The sequence below is a fragment of the Streptomyces sp. NPDC005494 genome (assembly GCF_042872025.1).
GTDB lineage: Bacteria > Actinomycetota > Actinomycetes > Streptomycetales > Streptomycetaceae > Streptomyces.
The window spans coordinates 202,432-220,756 of sequence record NZ_JBIAJR010000004.1; the positions used below are offsets into that span (position 1 = coordinate 202,432).

At 71.7% G+C, this 18,325-nt stretch carries 16 protein-coding genes; 6 read left to right on the forward strand and 10 right to left on the reverse strand.

Features of this window, described 5'->3' with window-relative positions; all coding sequences use genetic code 11:
• Positions 1–30: 30 nt before the first annotated feature.
• On the reverse strand, positions 31–1,323 hold the full coding sequence (locus ACFYQ6_RS14680; RefSeq protein ID WP_361576386.1) for a beta-ketoacyl-[acyl-carrier-protein] synthase family protein: 1,293 nt from the start codon (positions 1,321–1,323) through the stop codon (positions 31–33).
• A 762-nt stretch (positions 1,324–2,085) separates the two neighbouring features.
• Between ACFYQ6_RS14680 and ACFYQ6_RS14685 the strand changes: the two genes are divergently transcribed.
• Positions 2,086–4,149 carry a transcriptional regulator gene (locus ACFYQ6_RS14685; protein ID WP_361576383.1) on the forward strand — a complete coding sequence of 688 codons (2,064 nt, stop codon included), beginning with the start codon at positions 2,086–2,088 and terminating at the stop codon, positions 4,147–4,149.
• 121 nt (positions 4,150–4,270) lie between these two features.
• Positions 4,271–4,645 (forward strand): antibiotic biosynthesis monooxygenase family protein, encoded by a 375-nt coding sequence (locus ACFYQ6_RS14690; protein ID WP_361576487.1) that lies wholly within the window; start codon positions 4,271–4,273, stop codon positions 4,643–4,645.
• Between the two features lie 44 nt (positions 4,646–4,689).
• Here ACFYQ6_RS14690 and ACFYQ6_RS14695 read toward each other — a convergent pair whose 3' ends face one another.
• Positions 4,690–5,799 (reverse strand): DegT/DnrJ/EryC1/StrS family aminotransferase, encoded by a 1,110-nt coding sequence (locus ACFYQ6_RS14695; protein ID WP_361576380.1) that lies wholly within the window; start codon positions 5,797–5,799, stop codon positions 4,690–4,692.
• 129 nt (positions 5,800–5,928) lie between these two features.
• On the opposite strand from ACFYQ6_RS14695, the gene rfbA reads away from it, so the two are divergent.
• Complete coding sequence (gene rfbA, locus ACFYQ6_RS14700) at positions 5,929–6,810, forward strand: glucose-1-phosphate thymidylyltransferase RfbA (protein WP_361576377.1); 882 nt, start codon at positions 5,929–5,931, stop codon at positions 6,808–6,810.
• A 19-nt stretch (positions 6,811–6,829) separates the two neighbouring features.
• Here rfbA and ACFYQ6_RS14705 read toward each other — a convergent pair whose 3' ends face one another.
• Both ACFYQ6_RS14705 and ACFYQ6_RS14710 read right to left on the reverse strand, forming a co-directional pair.
• Entirely contained in the window at positions 6,830–7,552 is a 723-nt protein-coding gene (locus tag ACFYQ6_RS14705) for a class I SAM-dependent methyltransferase (RefSeq protein WP_361576374.1), read from the reverse strand.
• Positions 7,553–7,611: 59 nt separating this feature from the next.
• Positions 7,612–8,388: a cyclase family protein gene (locus ACFYQ6_RS14710; protein ID WP_388763169.1), complete on the reverse strand. Its 777-nt coding sequence runs from the start codon at positions 8,386–8,388 to the stop codon at positions 7,612–7,614.
• 175 nt (positions 8,389–8,563) lie between these two features.
• Here ACFYQ6_RS14710 and ACFYQ6_RS14715 point away from each other — a divergent pair, with 175 nt between their 5' ends.
• The gene (locus tag ACFYQ6_RS14715; protein ID WP_361576368.1) at positions 8,564–9,001 is read left to right on the forward strand and encodes a nuclear transport factor 2 family protein; all 438 of its coding nucleotides are present in this window, start codon (positions 8,564–8,566) and stop codon (positions 8,999–9,001) included.
• 76 nt (positions 9,002–9,077) lie between these two features.
• Here the strand turns inward: ACFYQ6_RS14715 and ACFYQ6_RS14720 are convergent, their stop codons facing one another.
• The 6 genes from ACFYQ6_RS14720 to ACFYQ6_RS14745 are packed head-to-tail and all read right to left on the reverse strand — an operon-like array spanning position 9,078 to position 16,002.
• Positions 9,078–10,343, reverse strand: a complete 1,266-nt coding sequence (locus ACFYQ6_RS14720) for a class I SAM-dependent methyltransferase (protein WP_361576365.1) — start codon at positions 10,341–10,343, stop codon at positions 9,078–9,080.
• Entirely contained in the window at positions 10,340–11,809 is a 1,470-nt protein-coding gene (locus tag ACFYQ6_RS14725; RefSeq protein ID WP_361576362.1) for an NDP-hexose 2,3-dehydratase family protein, read from the reverse strand. Before ACFYQ6_RS14725 ends, ACFYQ6_RS14720 begins: the two co-directional genes overlap by 4 nt.
• Entirely contained in the window at positions 11,806–12,795 is a 990-nt protein-coding gene (locus ACFYQ6_RS14730) for an NAD(P)-dependent oxidoreductase (protein ID WP_361576359.1), read from the reverse strand. The genes ACFYQ6_RS14725 and ACFYQ6_RS14730 overlap by 4 nt, the downstream gene beginning before the upstream one ends.
• Positions 12,750–13,364: a dTDP-4-dehydrorhamnose 3,5-epimerase family protein gene (locus tag ACFYQ6_RS14735; protein ID WP_361576356.1), complete on the reverse strand. Its 615-nt coding sequence runs from the start codon at positions 13,362–13,364 to the stop codon at positions 12,750–12,752. Before ACFYQ6_RS14735 ends, ACFYQ6_RS14730 begins: the two co-directional genes overlap by 46 nt.
• Before the next feature lie 48 nt (positions 13,365–13,412).
• On the reverse strand, positions 13,413–14,624 hold the full coding sequence (locus ACFYQ6_RS14740; protein WP_361576353.1) for a class I SAM-dependent methyltransferase: 1,212 nt from the start codon (positions 14,622–14,624) through the stop codon (positions 13,413–13,415).
• Between the two features lie 37 nt (positions 14,625–14,661).
• Positions 14,662–16,002 (reverse strand): P450-derived glycosyltransferase activator, encoded by a 1,341-nt coding sequence (locus ACFYQ6_RS14745; protein WP_361576350.1) that lies wholly within the window; start codon positions 16,000–16,002, stop codon positions 14,662–14,664.
• A 132-nt stretch (positions 16,003–16,134) separates the two neighbouring features.
• Here ACFYQ6_RS14745 and ACFYQ6_RS14750 point away from each other — a divergent pair, with 132 nt between their 5' ends.
• Positions 16,135–16,878 carry an NAD-dependent epimerase/dehydratase family protein gene (locus ACFYQ6_RS14750; RefSeq protein WP_361576347.1) on the forward strand — a complete coding sequence of 248 codons (744 nt, stop codon included), beginning with the start codon at positions 16,135–16,137 and terminating at the stop codon, positions 16,876–16,878.
• A gap of 117 nt (positions 16,879–16,995) precedes the next feature.
• The gene (locus ACFYQ6_RS14755) at positions 16,996–18,219 is read left to right on the forward strand and encodes an acyl-CoA dehydrogenase family protein (RefSeq protein WP_361576344.1); all 1,224 of its coding nucleotides are present in this window, start codon (positions 16,996–16,998) and stop codon (positions 18,217–18,219) included.
• Positions 18,220–18,325: the final 106 nt, after the last annotated feature.

The window sequence follows — 18,325 nt, forward strand, 5'->3', positions numbered from 1 at the left end:
CCGTGTCCGTACCCGTACCCGTGCCCGTGCTCACGCGACCGCCCGGCCTGCTGCGTCGGGTCCGGCCAGCACCATGGCGCTCTGGAAGCCGCCGAATCCGCTGCCGACCGTGAGGACGTTCTCGACCGGCAGGGAACGTGCCTCCAGGGGGACGTAGTCCAGGTCGCAGTCGGGGTCGGGCTCGTGCAGATTGGCGGTGGGCGGGACCGTGCCGTGACGGATGGCGAGGGCGCAGGCAGCGATCTCCAGGGAGCCGATGGCGCCGAGCGAGTGGCCGATCATCGACTTGATGCTGCTGACGGGGGTCCGGTACGCGTGCTCCCCCAGGCTCGCCTTGAAGGCCGCGGTCTCGTGACGGTCGTTCTGCCGGGTTCCCGAGCCGTGGGCGTTGACATAGTCGATCGATGACGCGCCGGTACGGGCGGCGGCGAGCGCGACCCGGATCGCCTCCGCCATCTCCTTGCCGTCCGGACGCAGTCCGGTCATGTGGAAGGCGTTGCTGCGGGAGGCGAAGCCGGTGATCTCGGCGTACACCTCGGCGCCCCTGCGGCGGGCGTGCTCCCTCTCCTCCAGGACGAAGACGGCGGCGCCCTCGCCGAGGACGAAGCCCCGGCGGGTGCGGTCGAAGGGCCGGGAGGCCTCGGACGGCCGGTCGTTGTCGGGACTGGTGGCCTTGATCGCGTCGAAGCAGGCCACGGTGATCGGGGAGATGGGCGCTTCGGTGGCGCCCCCGATCATGACGTCTGCGGCGCCCTCGGCGATCAGGTCGGCTGCCCGGCCCACCGCGTCGAGGCCGGAGGTGCAGCCGGTAGACACCAGGGAGACGGGCCCCTCCGCCGCGATGCGGTCGTGGGCGACCTCGGCGGCGATGGAACTGGGCACGAAGTAGTCGAAGAGGTGGGGCACGGCGTAGGCGTGGTCGACGAGCCAGCGGCTGCCGCTGTCGCTGACGACGGCGTACTCGTTCTCCAGGCTCGTGGTGCAGCCGACGGCACTACCGATCACCACACCGATCCGGGCACCGTCGAGGGCCTCACGGTCGATTCCGCTGTCCTCGATCCCCTCCCGCGCGGCGACGACCGCGAATTGCGCCGCCCGGTCCATCCGGCGTATCTGCCGAGGGGTGAGCCCTTCCGCCGCGGCGTCAAAATCACATTCCGCTGCGATACGGGAACGAAAAGGGGCAGCATCGAAAGTGGTGATGGCGCGGGTGGCAGTCCTGCCCGCCGTCAGGAGGTCCCAGAACGGCTTCACGCCGATGGCACCGGGAGCCACGACTCCGATTCCCGTGATGACCACACGGCGATTCGTTGTTGTATTCATCCGTGCCCCTCTCCAGCGGTTCCCTTTTTCCTGCCCATTACACAGCAGGGAACTGTGTCGCCCACATCAGAACTTTCCACGGAGTGATCGTGCGCCGAATAACTCGCATTCAACTCAATGGCGATTGGAGGGGCGCGAAGAGGCTTGACAGGAGCGCCGGGAGGGTGTCGGACGGGGGACGGGGACGCCGCCGTGACGGTGCTCCGGCGCTCGACTCGCGCTCGAGGAATGCTGGAGCCGGGTGGATGAGCGGGCGTGGACCGGCCGTTCCACCTTGCTCGCAGGCGCCTCCGGGGGCCGCGGGCGGCACGGGGAGGCGGCCACCACACGCGACGCAACCGCCGTCCGTGGCGAAAAGGGATGCCCTCACGCGTCCGCGCGCGGCCTATGCCGGAGGCAGCAACCCGCCAGTTGAAACCGTTGAATAGGCGCCCGGCGGACAGTGCGGTCGGGATCGAATCTCCGCCAGTCCTCGACGAGATCGGCTTTACGGGAACTTTCCCTGGACCACGAGTCAAGGTACGGCAAAGTGGACATTCTTTCGGCCCTCGAGGATTCTACGGCCGCCTCGTAGGCCGTCGCCCGGACATTGACCAGTCGATTTCAAGGATCTAACGTGAAGCCGAGGTGATCGGCCGACGGCAAGGCGCGCGCAGGGTGCGGGGACGAACCAGACAGCGCGACCCTGCGGAAACGGGAGGAAACATCTTGGAGTTCCGACTTTTAGGCCCCGTCGAAATCCGCTGGGGAGGCCGGAACATCATGCCGACCGCCCCCAAGCCGCGTCAGGTCATCTCCCTGCTGATGCTGCGGCACAACACCGTGGTGCAGGCGTCCGAATTCATCGACGAGCTGTGGCCCGAGCTGCCACCCCCGAGCGCGGTGACGACTCTGCAAACCTACATCTACAAGTTCCGCAAGCTCCTTCTCAAGCAGGGGCTCGGGAACCTGCTGCAGACTCAGCCGGGCGGGTACAGCCTCACCATTCCGTCGTCGAGTCTGGACGTAAGTCTGTTCGAGCGACTGGCGGAGGAAGGGCAGGAGCATTTCCAGCGGGGCGATTCCGCGGCGGCTCTGGCATGTTTCGAGCGGGCCCTGGCCCTGTGGCGCGGGCCCGCACTCGCCGACGTCGAGACCGGGGGGCGGCTCTTCTCGTACGTGACCCGGCTGGAGGAACTTCGCTTCCGCATCCTCGAGCTGCGGATCGAGTCCGACCTGGAGAACGGCCGGCACCGCGAACTGATCAGCGAACTCAAGGCGCTGGTACTCACGCATCCCTTGCACGAGCACCTCCACGGCCTGCTCATGGTCGCACTCCACCGGTCGGGGCGACGGCACGAGGCGCTGGAGGTCTACCAGAGCCTGAGGCAGAAGATGATCGACGAACTGGGTCTGGAACCCGGCAAGGAACTCGCCGGTCTCCAGCACACCTTGCTGTCCGACTCACCCCGGGGGCCTGAGGAGCTACCGCGGCGGCCGAGATCCGCGCCGGCACCCGCCGCGCCGCCCGCTCCCACCCTCGCGCCCTCCCCCGCCCGTGACCCCGTTCCGGCAGCTCCCGGCCTCACGCACACGAAGGCCCCGGCCGGGGGAGGCGCCGCGCACCCCGCTCCCCCGCCGCAGCACCCCGGCCCGGCGGCCCCCGCGCCGGGCTCGCTGCTCCCGGCCGTCCCGCCCGCTCCGACCGCCCCCCTCCCCTCCGGTGGCGGTGGCACCGCGCCCCGGGTCACCGCCCAGCTCCCCTCGCCTCTCGCCGCCCGCGAGTCGGTCGGCACACCGGCCCAACTCCCGGCAGGGCTGGCGGGGTTCGTCGGCCGGGAGGACGTCTTCAAGGAGCTGGAGGGGGCGCTGCGCGAGCCCGGCCGGCCTCTCGGCGACGGTACGGCGGCCCACATCGGGGTCGTCACCGGACCGCCGGGCATCGGCAAGAGCGCGGTGGCGGTCCATCTGGCGCACACCCTCCGCCCGCACTTTCCCGACGGGCAGCTCTACGCGGACCTGCGTGGCTCCTCCGCCGAGCCGCGTGACCCCGCCGAGGTGCTCCTGGGCTTCCTGCGAGCCCTGGAGGTCCCGCCCTCACGCATCCCGGAGGGCCTGGAGGAGTGCGGTGCGCTGTTCCGGTCCCGCACGGCCGGGCGTCGGGTGCTGGTGCTCCTCGACGACGTGGCGTCCTCGGCCCAGATCCGCCACCTGCTGCCTGCGGACCCGCGCTGCGCGCTGCTCGTCACAGGGCGCAGGCGGATGACCGCCCTGGTGGAGGCCGAGCGGGTGGAACTGAGCGCGCCGTCCGCCGAGGAGGCCCTGGAGATCCTCGCGGTCCTCGCAGGCAGGCAGCGGGTGGACCGGGAGCCGGAGGCGGCGCACCGCATCGTGGAACTGCTGGGCCGTCACCCGCTCGCCCTGCGCTGTGTGGGCGGCCGGCTCGCGGCCGGGCCGGGGCTCTCGCTGGCGGCGCTCGCCGACCGGCTGGAGGCCACCCCCCGGATCCTCGACGTGGCCAGGCTCGGCGAGCTCGAAGTGCGCTCTCGGTTCGCGGCGAGCTACGAGGGCCTCAGCCACCAGGAGCAGGGGGCGTTCCGGCTGCTCAGCATGCTGGGCGAGACGCCTTTCACCGCCGCGCAGGCGGCGGAGCTGCTCAGTCGTCCGGTCCGGGACCTGGAGTCCGTCCTGGAGGTCCTGGTCGACAACCACCTGCTGGCCACGGATCGTCGCGCGGACGGCATCGGCCGTTACGTCTTCGACCGGCTGACCCGGGCGTACGCCAAGGAGCGCCTGGAGGACACGCTGGCGGCGCCTCCGGTGGCCGAGGACGTGGGCGCCCGGTGACAGGGTTCGAGTGCGGGCGGTCAGCCGGAGTCGAGATGTTCTCCACGGGTCGCTGCCAGGCTCCCGTGCACGCGTCCGTAGATGGCGGACGGATACGACGAGCGGAGGGGTGGCCTTGTCCATGCGGAGCGGCGAGCAGCGGGAGCCCGACGGGGTCACCGGGGACGGTCACGCCGGGCCGGATCCCGAGGTGACCTTCGTCAACCGGTTCACCGTGTACGGGGTTCCCGAGGAGTTCGAGGAGGCCTTCGCCCGGACCTCGGCGTTCATGGCCCGGCAGCCGGGGTTCGTCCGGCACAGCCTGCTGCGGGAGGTGAACGATCCGGCCGGCTACGTGAACCTTGCGGTGTGGACCGACCAGGCCTCGTTCCGGCGGGCGGTGCGGCAGCCGGGCTTCGGTCCCCACGCCGCCGCCCTGCGGGCACTGAGCCGGAGCGAGAACGGCCTGTTCACCGCCCGCCTCTCGGTGACGGCGGCCGAGGCGCGCGAGGCCTGAGCCGCCGTCCCGCGTGGTGAGGGGTCGCCGCGAGGCGGACCCGTTCAGGACAGGGTCTTGAGGACCTCCCGGAGGGCTTCGACGACCCTGTCCTGCGTCTCCGGGGCCAGCGAGGGGTACATCGGCAGCGAGAAGATCTCACTGGCCAGGCGTTCGGTGACGGGCAGCGAGCCTTCCCCGTGGCCGAGGTGCGCGAAGCCGGCCATGGTGTGGATCGGCCAGGGGTAGCTGATGTTCAGTTCGATGTCCCGTGCCTTGAGCGCGGCGATGATCTCGTCGCGGCGAGGGTGCCGCACCACGTACACGTAGTACACGTGCTCGTTGCCCGGGACGGTCTCGGGGAGGACGAGTCCGGTGTCGCCCAGTCCGTCGGCGTACCGCCGGGCGATCTCCTGACGGGCCGCCACGTAGCGGTCGAGCCGCCGGAGTTTACGGCGGAGGATCTCGGCCTGCACCTCGTCGAGGCGGCTGTTGTGGGCGGGCAGCCCGGTGACGTAGTACCGCTCCTCCATGCCGTAGTAGCGCAGCCGGCGGAGCCTGCGGTCGGTCTCCTCGTCGGAGGTGAGGACCGCGCCACCGTCGCCGTACGCGCCGAGGACCTTCGTCGGGTAGAAGGAGAAGGCGGCGGCCGTGCCCATGGTCCCGGCGGGGCGGCCGTGGTGGCGGGCGCCGTGGGCCTGAGCGCAGTCCTCCAGGACGGACAGCCCGTGGCGCGCGGCCAGCTCCTCCAGGGGGGCCATGTCGACGCTCTGGCCGTAGAGATGGACCGGGAGCAGGCAGCGGGTGCGCGGGGTGAGGGCCGCCTCGACCTGGGAGACGTCCATGAGGTAGTCCTCACGCACGTCGACGAAGACCGGGGTCGCGCCTGCGCCGACGATGGCGACGACGGTGGGAGCAGCGGTGTTCGAGACGGTGATCACCTCGTCCCCGGGGCCCACGCCGAGGGCCTCCAGGCCGAGCTTGACCGCGTTGGTGCCGTTGTCGACGCCGACGCAGTGCCGGGCCCCGTGCCGGGCGGCGAACTCCTCCTCGAACGACCGGACGCTGTCGGCGAGGACCAGCCGACCGGAGCCGAAGACGGTGTCCACCGCGTCAAGAATCTCCTCACGCTCTGCCGCGTACTCGTCCAGATATCCCCATACACGAATGGTCACAGGCATTCTCCATTTCCGCTCGGATGAGCCCCGATCTCAGCGGACCCGACTCGTGTACGGCTCGATTGCACCTCGATCCCGGATCCTTGTCCTTGTGGCCCCCGATAAACCGCGGATAGCATCGCCTCCATGAAAGGAATCATTCTGGCCGGAGGTACGGGAAGCCGTTTGTATCCGATTACGCTGGCCGTTTCGAAACAACTTCTGCCGGTCGGCGACAAACCGATGATCTACTATCCGCTCTCCGTGCTGATGCTTGCGGACATCCGGGACATCCTCATCATCTCCACCCCTCATGACCTGCCACTTTTCCGGCGGCTGCTCGGCGACGGAAGCCATCTGGGGCTCTGTGTCGAGTACGCGGAGCAGCCGGATCCGAACGGGATAGCGGAGGCATTCGTCATCGGTGCGGAGCACATAGGGGACGATTCCGTAGCCCTGGTGCTCGGCGACAACATTTTCCATGGCCACTCCTTCTCCGAGGTACTCAGACAGGAGCGGGAGAAATTCGAAGGATGCCTTCTCTTCGGTTACGAGGTACACGATCCGGAGCGTTACGGGGTCGGTGAGACCGATGGGAACGGAAGGCTCGTGTCGATCGAGGAGAAGCCGGACAAGCCCCGCTCGAACCGGGCGATCACCGGTCTCTACTTCTACGACAACGACGTGGTCGCACGGGCCGCCGCTCTGCGCCCGTCGGCGCGCGGCGAGCTGGAGATCACCGATCTCAACCGGATGTACATGGAGCACGGGCGGGCCCGGCTGCGGGAGCTGGGCCGGGGCTTCGCGTGGCTCGACACCGGGACGCCCGAGTCGCTCCTCCAGGCGTCCCAGTACGTACGGACGCTGGAGGAGCGGCAGGGGGTACGGATCGCCTGCGTCGAGGAGGTGGCGCTCCGGCGGGGGTTCATCGGCCCCGAGGAGTGCCACCGGCTCGGCGCGAGGCTCGGGAACTCGGACTACGGCCGGTACGTCATGGCCATCGCCGGCGAGCACCCGGTCGCCGGCTGATCCCTTCGGGACGGTGTGCTCACCGGCCGTCCCGGGGGCGGCGCGCGACGAAGAGCCCCCGTGCCGTCCAGTCGGGCAGGATGTACTCGGCGGGACATCCGGCGTCGGCGAAGGCGGCCAGGTACTCGTCCAGGGTGAACAGGGTGAGGAGGTCGACCTCGGTGAACTCCCTGATCCCGCCGGCCTCGCCGATGACGAACCGGACCTCCATCCGGGTGGTCCGGCCCTCCCGGGTGGAGTGCGAGATCCGGGCGACGGTCCGGTGCTCGTCACTCGCCAGGTCACCGGCCACGTACCCGTCGAGGAACCGCTCGGGGAACCACCAGGGCTCGACGACCAGCACCCCACCGGGCCTCAGATGGCGGGCCATGGCGGCGACGGCAGACCTCAGATCGGGGACGCTCCGCAGATAACCGATGGCGGTGAACAGGCAGACCACCGCGTCGAAGGTGCGTTCCAGGTCGAAGGCGCGCATGTCTCCCTGGTGCAGCGGCACTCCGGGCAGCCGGTCTGCCGCGCGTTCCAGCATGGCCTGGGACAGTTCGAGGCCCTCGGTGTGGGTGAAGAGGCCGTCGAAGGCCTCCAGATGGGCGCCGGTGCCGCACGCCACGTCGAGCAGGGACTCCGCGGCGGGCAGCTGGTTCCTGATGAGGCGAGTGGTCTCGGCGGCCTCGGCCGCCCAGTCCTTGCCTCGCGCGCGATAGACCAACTCGTAGACGTCCGCCAGATCGTGGCCGAACATCGGCCTCCTTCGGGTAGGGGCCCGGGTCCGGGCGCGGGTAGCGGGAAGGCCGTCCGGTTTCAGTCCTGGACGAGGGCGACCGCGCGGGTCCAGCCCGCGCCCGCGCCGGCGATCTTGACGGGGAAGCAGGACACCTGGAAGCCGTACGGCGGCAGCGCCTCCAGGTTGGCGAGGCGTTCGATCTGGCAGTACTCGCGGTCCCTGCCGATCATGTGCGCGGGCCACAGCACGTCACGGTCGCCGGTGGCCCGGTAGCGGGCGATGATGTCGCCGAACGGGGCGTCGAGGCTGAACGCGTCGGTGCCGATGACCCGGACGCCGAGGTCGAGGAGCACATGGACGGCGGGCCCGTCGAGGCCGGCGAACTCGGTGAAGTACCGCTCGGTCCCCCGGTGACGCTGGGCCCCGGTGTGCAGCAGGACGATGTCCATCGGTTCCGGGGTGTGCCCGGCACGGGCGAACTCCTTCTCCAGCCGCTCCGCGCCGATGACGCCGGTGGGCGCGTCGGTGAGGTCCAGCACCATGCCGGGGCGCAGGAACCAGTCCAGCGGCATCCGGTCGATGTGGCGGGGTACGCCGTCGCCGTAGCCCGCGCGTGAGCCGTAGTGGGAGGGCGCGTCCACATGGGTGCCCGTGTGGGTGGTGAGGGTGAGGCGGTCCAGGGAGAGGAACTCGCCGTCGGGCAGCTCCTCGGGGGCGAAGGAGATGCCGAAGTGGGCGCGCATCTCCTCGCTCATGTGCAGGGCGCCCTCGCGGGGCGTGAGGACGTGGTGCTCCACGGGGTCGGGTTCCCAGAGCGCCGCGTCCACCGCCGAGGACAGGTCGATGAGCCTCACGGCGCACCTCCATGGTCGGGGCCGGTTCGAGGTCGGCATGCTTCCGGCCGGGACCGGAGGCGCGGTGGAGGCGGGCTGGAGTCCCGGGCCCGCTCGCGTACGAGTCCGGTTCCATGGGGCCACGCGAGCATCGGCGGCAAGCGGCCCGCGACCCGGCGGGCGAGGAGGGAGCTCCGTGAGCGAGACCATCAGCCCGGCGTACGCGTCGCTGTGCGCCGACATCCAGCGGTTCTACGCCCGGCAGATGCACCTGCTGGACTCGGGCGACGCCGAGGCCTGGGCCGCCACCTTCACCGAGGACGGCGTCTTCGCGCCGCCGTCGGCGCCTGAACCCGTCCGGGGGCGCGCCGCCCTGGCGGCGGGTGTCCGGTCGGCGCACGCGGCGCTCGCCGCCGACGGCGAGGTGCGCAGGCATCTGCTGACCACGGCCGCGACGGAGAATCCGGAGCCGGACGGTTCGGTGCGGGTGCGTTCGTACGTGCAGGTCGTCGCGACCCGGCGGGACGAGGCGCCGCGGCTGCTCCTGATGTGCGTGTGCGACGACGTCCTGACCGTCGAGGACGGCCGGTGGCGCGTGCGCGAGCGGTACGTGACCCGCGACGACCGGCCCTGAGGCGGACGGCGAGAGGCCCGGGGGAACGTCGGGTGACGTTCCCCCGGGCCTCTCGCGTGCCTCGGAGGGGTACCGGTCAGCGGACGGTGTCGGCGGACACGACGGCGGGCTCGGGGAAGGGCAGGATGAACCGGCCTCCGGCCCGCAGGAACTCCGCCTCCTTGCGCAGGATCTCGTCGGCGTAGTTCCAGGCCAGCATGAGGTAGACGTCGGGCGGGTCGTGCCTGGCGTGGCCGGGGCTGCGGACCGGGATGTGGGTGCCGGGCAGCACCTTGTCCTGTTTGAGCGTGGTGGTGTCGGTGCAGTAGGCCACCTCGTCGGCGCCGAGGCCGCAGATGTTGAGGATCGTGGTGCCCTTGGCGGACGCGCCGTAGCCCGCGACCCGCTTGCCCTCTGCGAGCAGGGAGCGGACAAGGACGGGCAGTTCCTCGCGGACGGACCGGACCCCCCGGGCGAACTCCCGGTAGGCGGCGTCGCCGTGGAGTCCGGCCCGGTCCTCCGCCGCGATCAGTTCGCCGACGGCGCCGGTGACGGACCGCCGGGCCTCGGGACGGCCGGCGAGCACCAGGAGAGAGCCGCCGTGCACCGGGAGCCGTTCCACGTCGAAGAGACTCAGTCCGTGCCGGGTGAAGAGGGTGTCGAGGGTGCTGAGCAGGAAGTACGAGAGGTGCTCGTGGTAGATGGTGTCGAAGGCGTACTTCTCCAGCAGGTCCACCGCGTAGGGGACCTCGATGGCGAAGACGCCGTCAGGGGCGAGCAGCGAGCGCACTCCCGCGAGCACCCCGGCGAGGTCGTCGATGTGGGCGAAGACGTGGCGACCGAGGATGAGCCGCGCGGGTCCCTGGGAGCGGTGGACCTCCCCGGCGGTGGTCTCGGTGAAGAACTCCGGCAGGGTACGAACGCCGTTCTCGCTGGCGACGGCAGCCAGGTTGCGGGCGGGGTCCACGCCGAGCACCCGGGCGCCGTCGCGGGCGAAGGCGGCGAGCTGCTGGCCGGTGTTGCTGCCCAGCTCCACCACCAGGTCCCCGGCGCCGAGCGCGGCGCGTTCCCGGCAGGTGCGTGCGACGAACTCCATGTGGCGGGTGATGGTCTCCGAGTCGGAGGTGACGTAGCTGTACGTCCGGTACATCACCTCGGGATCGACCACGTGGGTGACGCTCATCAGCCGGCAGGAGCGGCAGGAGATAACCCCCAGCGGGTAGGCGGCCTCGTCCTCGTAGGAGTCGGCGGGTGCCAGGAAGGCGTTGGCCAGCGGCACATCGCCGAAGGAGACCACGTCCTGCCAGTCCGCCGCGCCGCACACCCGGCAGCTGGTGACGGGCCGTACGTTCTCCGCGTTCATACCCGGGCCTTCCTCTCCGTGGTCGGTGCCGGTCCGCCCGGCGTCAACAGGCTCTGCAAGCAGGCCACCAGGCTGCGGGCCTGGATGTTGAGGTAGTGGCTGTGCCGCAGCAGTTCGACGAGCTGGTGGACGGTCATCCACCGGTAGTCGGGATCGTCGGCGGGGACGTCGAGGTCGGTGTCGATGATCAGGTAGCGGTTGCGCGCGTGGTGGAAGCGTCCGCCCTCCTCGGAGAGCAGGGACCGGAAGCGGACCCGCGCGGGGTCCGCTTTCTCCACAGCGTCCAGGTAGCGCGGCCGTGCGCTCCTCGGCAGGTGCGCGTAGGAGGCGGGGGTGCACTGGACCGTGGGGGCCAGTTCCGCCACGTCCATGTAGCCCGCCTCGACGCGGGCGTTCATGAGGACGTGCAGCACTCCGTCGATGGACCGGGTGAGGAAGGCGACGACGCCGGTGCCGTGCGGTTCGATCATGGGCTGGGACCACCGGGCGACCTCCCGGCCGCCCGCCTCCACACGGACACCGATGACGTCGAAGAAGGCCCCGGACTCGTGGGAGATCCGCTCGGGGGTCCGGTGCCAGCCGGGCAGCCCGGCGAGCGGGACGCGCCGGGCCTGGACCTCGGTGCGGGTGCGGGCCTCGGTGATCCAGCTGAGGACGGCGCCCAGCGGGTGCCGGGCCCCGGCGGACGGGTCGCAGGAGCGGATGAGGGCCGCCTGGAACGGGTCGGAGGGCGGGCCGAGTTCGCGGGCGAGATCCGCATGCGCGAAGGGCAAGCAGGACAGGACGGTACGGGCGTCCATGTTGAGGACGTCGTCCTCGGCGAGGAGCCGGTGGAGCTGCCCCAGGGTCAGCCAGTGGAAGCCCTCGTGCACCTCCACCTCCCCTTCGGCCTCGACGACCATGTTCCGGTTGCGTTTGTGGTGGAACGCGGAGCCCTGCTCCGACTGCCGTACATCGACGAGGGTGCCCCGGGAGCCGGGATCGCGGAACCGGTCCAGGTACGGGACGGGACGGCCGCCGTGGACGCCCGTGTAGTTGCTGCGGGTCGCCTGGACGGTCGGTGAGATCTGGACGCCGCCGACGTTGCCGGGCTCGACCTTGGACTGCATCAGACAGTGCAGGATCCCGTCGAACTCCTTGACCAGGATGCCGAGGACGCCCACCTCGGGCTGGTTGATGATGGGCTGGCTCCAGGCCGGGACGGGCCCGGCCGGCATCCGTACCTCCAGGCCCTCCACCGTGAAGAACCCGCCGGTGTGGTGGCGCAGATTGCCGGTCCCCGGGTCGGTCTCCCAGCCGGCGAGGGCGTCGAGCGGGACCCGTTCCACCTGGGTGAAGGTGCGGGCGGCGGCCCCGGCGTACCACTCATGGAACGCGGTGTGCGGGGTGTGTCCGCCGTCGCGGGCGTACGCCGACGCGGCGACCCGCAACGGAGTGGGCGCCGCGCGTGTGAGGAATTCGGTCATGAGTGCTCCACCGGGTGGCCTTCGCGGGACGCGTCCCACATGTCCTCGATCGATTCGGGCAGTTCGACCGCCGGCCGCCAGCCCAGCGACCGGATCGCCCGGCCGACGTCGACCTGGGTCCAGTCGCCGCCCCGCGAGTCGACGGGCGCGGACCTGAGCCGGACGGCGCCCGGGGGCCGCCCGGCCGCGGCGACGAGCAGGTCCACCAGGTGCGCTACCGGTACGGCCTCGCCCCGGCCCACATTGATCACCTGCCCGGTCACCGGAGCGGTCGTGGCGGCGAGGACGGCCTCGGCCAGGTCCCGTACGTCCAGGTAGTCCCGGTGGGCCTCGGCGACGGTCAGCTCGGCCGGCCGCTCCGGGGTGGCGTCCCGGAGCTGCCGCACGACGGCGCCGAGGAAGCCGGCATCCGCCGCCTCCGGGCCGCAGAGGTTGACGACCCGCAACACCACCCCGTCGACGAGACCCTCGCGGGTGGCGCGGAGCACGGCGTCGGCCCCGGCGAGTTTGCTGCGCGCGTAGGCCGTCACGGGCCGGGGCCCGTAGGTCTCCGACGCGGCCGTGCCCGCGGGGAGCGGGCCGTACTCGTGGACGGACCCGATCTGCACCAGCCTGGTCCTGCCGGGCGTCCGGGCGAGTGCGGCGAGCAGGTTCTCCACCAGGTGCAGGTGGACGCGCTCGTTCTCGGCCTCACCGGTGACCCAGCCGCCGGTCGCGTTGACCACGGTGTCCACCCCGGCCGCCGTGAGCAGACCGGCGAGTTCACCGGGGTCGACGGCCGCCGCGTCGAGGGCGAGGAAACGATCGCCGCCCGGGGGCGGGGGACCATGGCGGGCCACTCCGACGACCGGCCGGCCGGCCCGGACGAACGCGGCCGTGACGGCGCGGCCCACGCAGCCCGTCGCGCCGAACACGGCGACGGCGGGTTCCCGGCCGGCGGTCACCGGGCCGGGCCGCCGCACAGCGACCGTTCGAGCTCCAGACAACGCCGGTACTCCGGCAGGGTGCCGGACTTCTCCGCTGTCTCCAGGGTCGGTGCGGCCAGGTCCCGTTCCGACATGACCGGTTCGAGGTCCGACGGCAGGGACAGTTCGAGGACCGGGTCGAAGACCGAGAGGGCCAGCTCGTTCTCGGGGACGTACTCCCCGGAGAGCATGTACGACATGACTGTCCGGTCCTCCAGGGCGACGAAGGCGTGCGCCACGCCGACCGGGAAGTAGACGGCGCGGAAGTCCTCCTGGTCGAGCAGGACGGTCTCGGACCGGCCGTAGGTGGGCGAGCCGAGCCGGACGTCGATGACGATGTCCAGGGCCCTGCCGCGCGCGCAGTAGACGTACTTGGCGATGCCCGGCGGCGTGAGGGTGTAGTGGGCGCCGCGGATCGTGCCGCGGCGGGAGAGACTGTGGTTGGTCTGGGCCACGGGGAACAGCGGGTGTCCCAGGGCCTGTCGGGCGGCCGTCTCCTGGAACGGGGAGACGAAGAGGCCCCGTTCGTCGGTGAAGACCTTGGGCCGGAACTCGAACGCTCCGTCCACGGCGAGCTGTCGCGACTGCATGACACCGTCCTCGGTTGCTTGGGGTGGGGCCGGCGTGGCCGGCGGCGGTCAGAGGACGCGGACCTCGGGCACGTACACGATCCAGCGCCCCCCGGACTCCCGGAACAGCCGCTCCTTCGCCATGATCTCCTCGGCGTGGTTCCAGGCGAACAGCACCGCGTAGTCGGGGTAGGGGTGGGTGAGCGCCTCGGTGGGGCGGACCGGGATGTGGGAGCCGGGCATGAGCTTCCCGTGCTTGGCCGGGGTCACGTCGCACACCCAGTCGATCGACTCGGGGCCGATCCCGCAGAAGTTCGTCACGGTGGCGCTCTTCGCCGTGGCGCCGTAGCCGACGATCCGTTTGCCGCCGGCTCGCAACTCCCGCAGAAGAGTCGTCAGTTCGGTGCGGATCCGTTCGACCCCGGCGGCGAAGTGCGCGAAGGACTCGGGAGTGCCGACCCCCTTGCGGTCCTCCTCGGCGAGCAGCGCGGCCACGGCCGGGCTCGGCACCGCCCGACCCGTCCGCTTGAGGGTGTAGCGGAGTTCCCCGCCGTGCACCGGCAGCCGTTCGACGTCGACGACCTCGAAGCCGAAGCGGGCGGCGGCCGTGCTGACGGAGCGAACGGTGAAGAAGTAGAAGTGCTCGTCGTAGATCTGGTCGAAGGACGTCCGCTCCAGGATGTCGCCCAGGTAGGGATCCTCGAAGACGAAGGCGCCGTCTGGTGCGAGCAGGGTGTCGAGGCCCCGGAAGACGGAGTCCAGGTAGGGGATGTGGCAGATGGTGTTGGCCGAATAGACCAGGTCGGCCGGGCCGTTCCCGGCCACGATCCGGGCCGCGGTCGCCTCCTCGAAGAACTCGGTGAGGACCCGCACCCCCTGCAGGCGGGCGAGTTCGGCGACCCCGCCGGAGGGCTCGACGCCCAGGTGCCGGACGCCCTCCTTGGCCAGGGCCCGCAGCATCACGCCGTCGTTGCAGCCGATCTCCACCACGAACGGGTCGGGGCCGCGCAGGTGCTCACGGGAGATCCGGCTCGCGGTCTGCTCGAAGTGGCGTCGCATGTGGACCGAGCCCGACGAGTGGTACGGGTAGGCCTCGTGGAACATCCGGTCCCGGGCGACCTCGTCCAGGAGCTGGGTCATGCCGCAGGACTCGCAACTGCCCACGGCGAGGCGGTAGAAGAACTCGTCGTCGACGCGGTCGGGGTCGAGGAACGCGTCGGAGAGCGGCTGGCGCCCGAAGTCGAAGAACGGACGGACGGGTCCTTTGCAGACACGGCACATGGGGCCTTCCTCGGGTTCATAAGGTCCGGGGCGGGAACTACCGCCGGACGTTTCCTTGGCGAGCGGCGGGGAAGCGGAACAAGCCACCGGTGAGCGGGGAGCGGAGGCGGCGCAGCACCTCGCCGTTCCTGGTCAGGCCGGGTATCTCGGCGGCGAGCGCACGCAGCGCGGCCTCGGCCGCCAAGCGCACGGCGGGGCCGACGAGGGCGCCGGCGTGGCCGTCTTCCGGGAGGGCGTGCCGGTCGTGGGCGGGCCGGTGGACGTCGAACCGGTCCGGGTCCTCGTGGCGGCGCGGGTCGTGCCCGGCCGCCTCGGTCAGCAGGACGACCTCCTCGCCCCGCGGCACCCTGGTCCCCGCGAGGTCCAGGTCCTGGCGCGCGTACAGCCGGTGCAGGCGGACGGGGGGTGAATGGCGCAAGGTCTCGGCGACGGCTGCGGGCGCGAGGCCGGGGTCCTCGCACAGGGCCCGCCACTGATCGGGGTGGTCCAGGAGGAGAGCGACGGCGTTACCGGTGAGCGTGGCGGCGGCGTCGGCACCGACGAGGGCCAGCAGGGCGGACAGGGTCAGGACGTCCTCGGGAGCGCCCAGGATCCCCAGAGGGCCCGGTGATCCCGGTGTCCCAGGCTTCTCGCGTGTCTCCCGCGTTGCCTGCGTGGCCTCCGTGCCTCGCGTCCGCCTCGGTTCCTTCGCTCCCGCGGACTCGGCGAGGAGGGACAGGAGTTCCGGGAGGGCGGCGCGGTACCGGCGGGCCGTGTCCAGGCGCGGGGGGCAGAGCGTGGCGTCGAACACGCCGGCGAGGTCCCCGCAGAGTTCCGCGAAGCGCTCGGCCCGGTCCTCCGGCACGCCGAGGAGGACGCGTGAGGCGTCCACCGTGGCGGGCCGCACCACGTCGTCCATCAGGTCGAAACACTCCCCCACCGCCGACGCCCGGTGCCGGTACGCCCGGACGGCCGGCCCGAGCCGGCGGCGCAGCGCGGGCCCGCCGAGCACAGGGGCCGACACGGCCCGGAGCCGTTCGTACTCCTCCCGGTCGAGCGCCGCCGGGAGTCCGGCCAGCGGAAGAGCCTCCCCCAGGGCCGGTACGTCCCACGGAGCCGGTTCCCCGTCCGGGACCCCTGGCGGGGCGCCGGTGCCGGGTGGCCGGGGGGTGAGACGTGCGTCGGCCAGCGCCGCGGCGACCACGGTGTGGTCGGCCGTCACCCAGGCCTCGGCGCTGCTCCAGTACAGAGGCCCCCGCTCTCGGACACGCCGACCGAGCTCGGCCCGGTCGTCCCCGGCCGCGCGCAGCAGCAGTGCGTACGGGTCTCCCTTCGTGCCCAGGATCCACTGGACGCCGCGCAAAGTCAGCAGGACGCGTCCCAGTGTGCTGTCGGTCATGCTCGCCACCATGGGCCGGAACGCTAGGCAGGCCTCCTCGACCCCCTCTCGAATTCCCCTGTCACCGGCCGGAGACGGCGTCGAGCCGGGCACGAGGAGAGCGCGCCGGCGGCCCCCTAGGGTGACGCGGTCATGGACATCATCGGCAAGGGATTCATCGCCCGGCACCTGTGGCCGCTGCGAGAGGCGCACCCCGGGGTGACGGTGCTGGCGGCAGGCGTTCCGCGACAGCACCTGCCGGATTCCGAGCACGAGCGGGAGGCGGAACTCGTACGGGAGACGATCGCGCGCTGCCGGAGCCGGGGCGAGCTGCTGGTCTTCTTCTCCACGGCCAGCATGTATGGCGGCCCCCGCTGCCGGGGACGCGAGGACGACCCGATCGTCCCGACGACCCGCTACGGCCGCCACAAGTTCGCCCTGGAGTCGACCGTCCGGGAGTCCGGCGTGGCCCATCTCGTACTGCGCCTCTCCTACGTACTGGGGCCGCACGGACCGGACTTCCGACTGGTGCCCGCCCTGGTGTCGCAGGTGCGCGCGGGGCGGGTCCGGGTTCATCCGGGGGCGCGGCGCGATCTGCTGCACGTCGCTGACTTCGTCGGGCTGGTCGACCGCCTGCTGGCCTCGGGGGTGCGCGACGAGACGGTGAACGTGGCCTCCGGCGACTGCGTGGACGTCCTGGACCTCGTCGCGCACATCAAGCAGCGACTGGGGCTCGATGCCGAGGAGGAGGTGATGGGCGGGGGCGAGAGTGCGTTCTCGCACTGTCCTTCGGTGGCCAGGCTCCGCGCCCTCGTACCGGAGCCGGCCGGTTCGGTGTTCGGGCCGGGCTACCACCGGCTCGCCCTCGACCGCTACCTCCGCGAGACGGGCGCGTGACCGGCGGTGGACCGGGGAGGCAGCGGCCTTCCAACGGTCGTCGAACCGCCACGGACATCATCGGGTCCTCCCGGCCGCACCGGGCGACGGGAGCCGACTGAAGGAAGCGGGGACGCGATGGCGGCGTACGACAGGGACCAGGCGACCACGACGGATCTGCGCGACCCGGGGACCGCCTCGGGCCGGGAGTTGCTCGCGCTGCTGAACGAGCACCTTCCACGGATGCGGGAGGGCGCCCGGCAGGCTGACCGGGAGGGCGCCTTCCCGGCCGGGGTGTTCGAGGGGCTCAGGAGCAGCGGCGTGCTCGGGGCCACCGTGCCGCAGGAGCTGGGAGGGCTCGGCGTCTCCTCGTTGCACGACGTCTGTCTCGCCCTGACGACCGTGGCCGAGGCGGACGCGTCGACCGCGCTCGCCCTGCACATGCAGCTCAGCCGGGGCCTGACGCTCACCCACGAGTGGCGGCACGGGGACCGGCGGGCACGGGCCCTGGCCGGGCGGCTCCTGCGTGGCATGGGCTCGGGCGAGGCGGTGGTGTGCACGACGGTGAAGGACTCGGGCGGCGGGCGGGTGGTCACCCGGCTGCACCCGGCGCCGGACGGCGGCTGGCTCCTGTCGGGCCGCAAGACACTGGCCAGCATGGCGCCGATCGCCACCGACTTCGTGGTGTCGGCACAGGTGGAGGTGGCAGGTGTGACCTGCTCGGCCGCCGCCGTCCTGTCCCGGCGGACGCCGGGGCTCAGCGTCCTGGACAACTGGGACGGGCTCGGCATGCGGGCCTCCGGCAGTGTGGACGTCCTCCTGGAGGACTGCCCGGTCCGGCAGGAGGACGTGTTCCTGCGCGGTCCGGTCGGGGAGCGCGACGACGCGGCCCTGGCCGGGCAGACCGTCAGTTCGATCACCATGCTGGGGATCTACGTGGGCGTGGCCCAGGCCGCCCGGGACCACGTGGTGGCGGAGCTGACCCGCCGGAGCGGGGCGCCGGGGGCGGGCGTCCGCACGCTGCTCACCGAGATCGAGGCCCGGCTGCACGCGCTGCGGACCACGGTGGCGGGCACCCTGGTGGCGGCCGACCATCTGGCCTACGGGTTCGACGGTGATCCGCTGGAACGCGGACGGCGGATGATGTTCGACTTCCAGCGGGCCAAACTGATGGTCAACCGGCTGGCGCCGGAGATCGTCGCGGACTGCGTGACGGTGACAGGCGGCGCCTCCTACTCCGGGTCGCACCCACTGGCGCGGCTCTCCCGGGACGTCAGGGCGGGTGCGTTCATGCACCCGTTCACGTATCCCGACGCGGTGGACTGGCTGTCCGAAGCGGCCCTGGGCGGCCCGAAGGACTGACACGGGCGGGGCCCGGCCGGCTTCCGGGCGACCGGCAGGACCGACGGAACGGGAGGGCCGGGGATTCCCCGGCCCTCCCGTTCGGTCTCGCGGGCTCGCGTGCCCC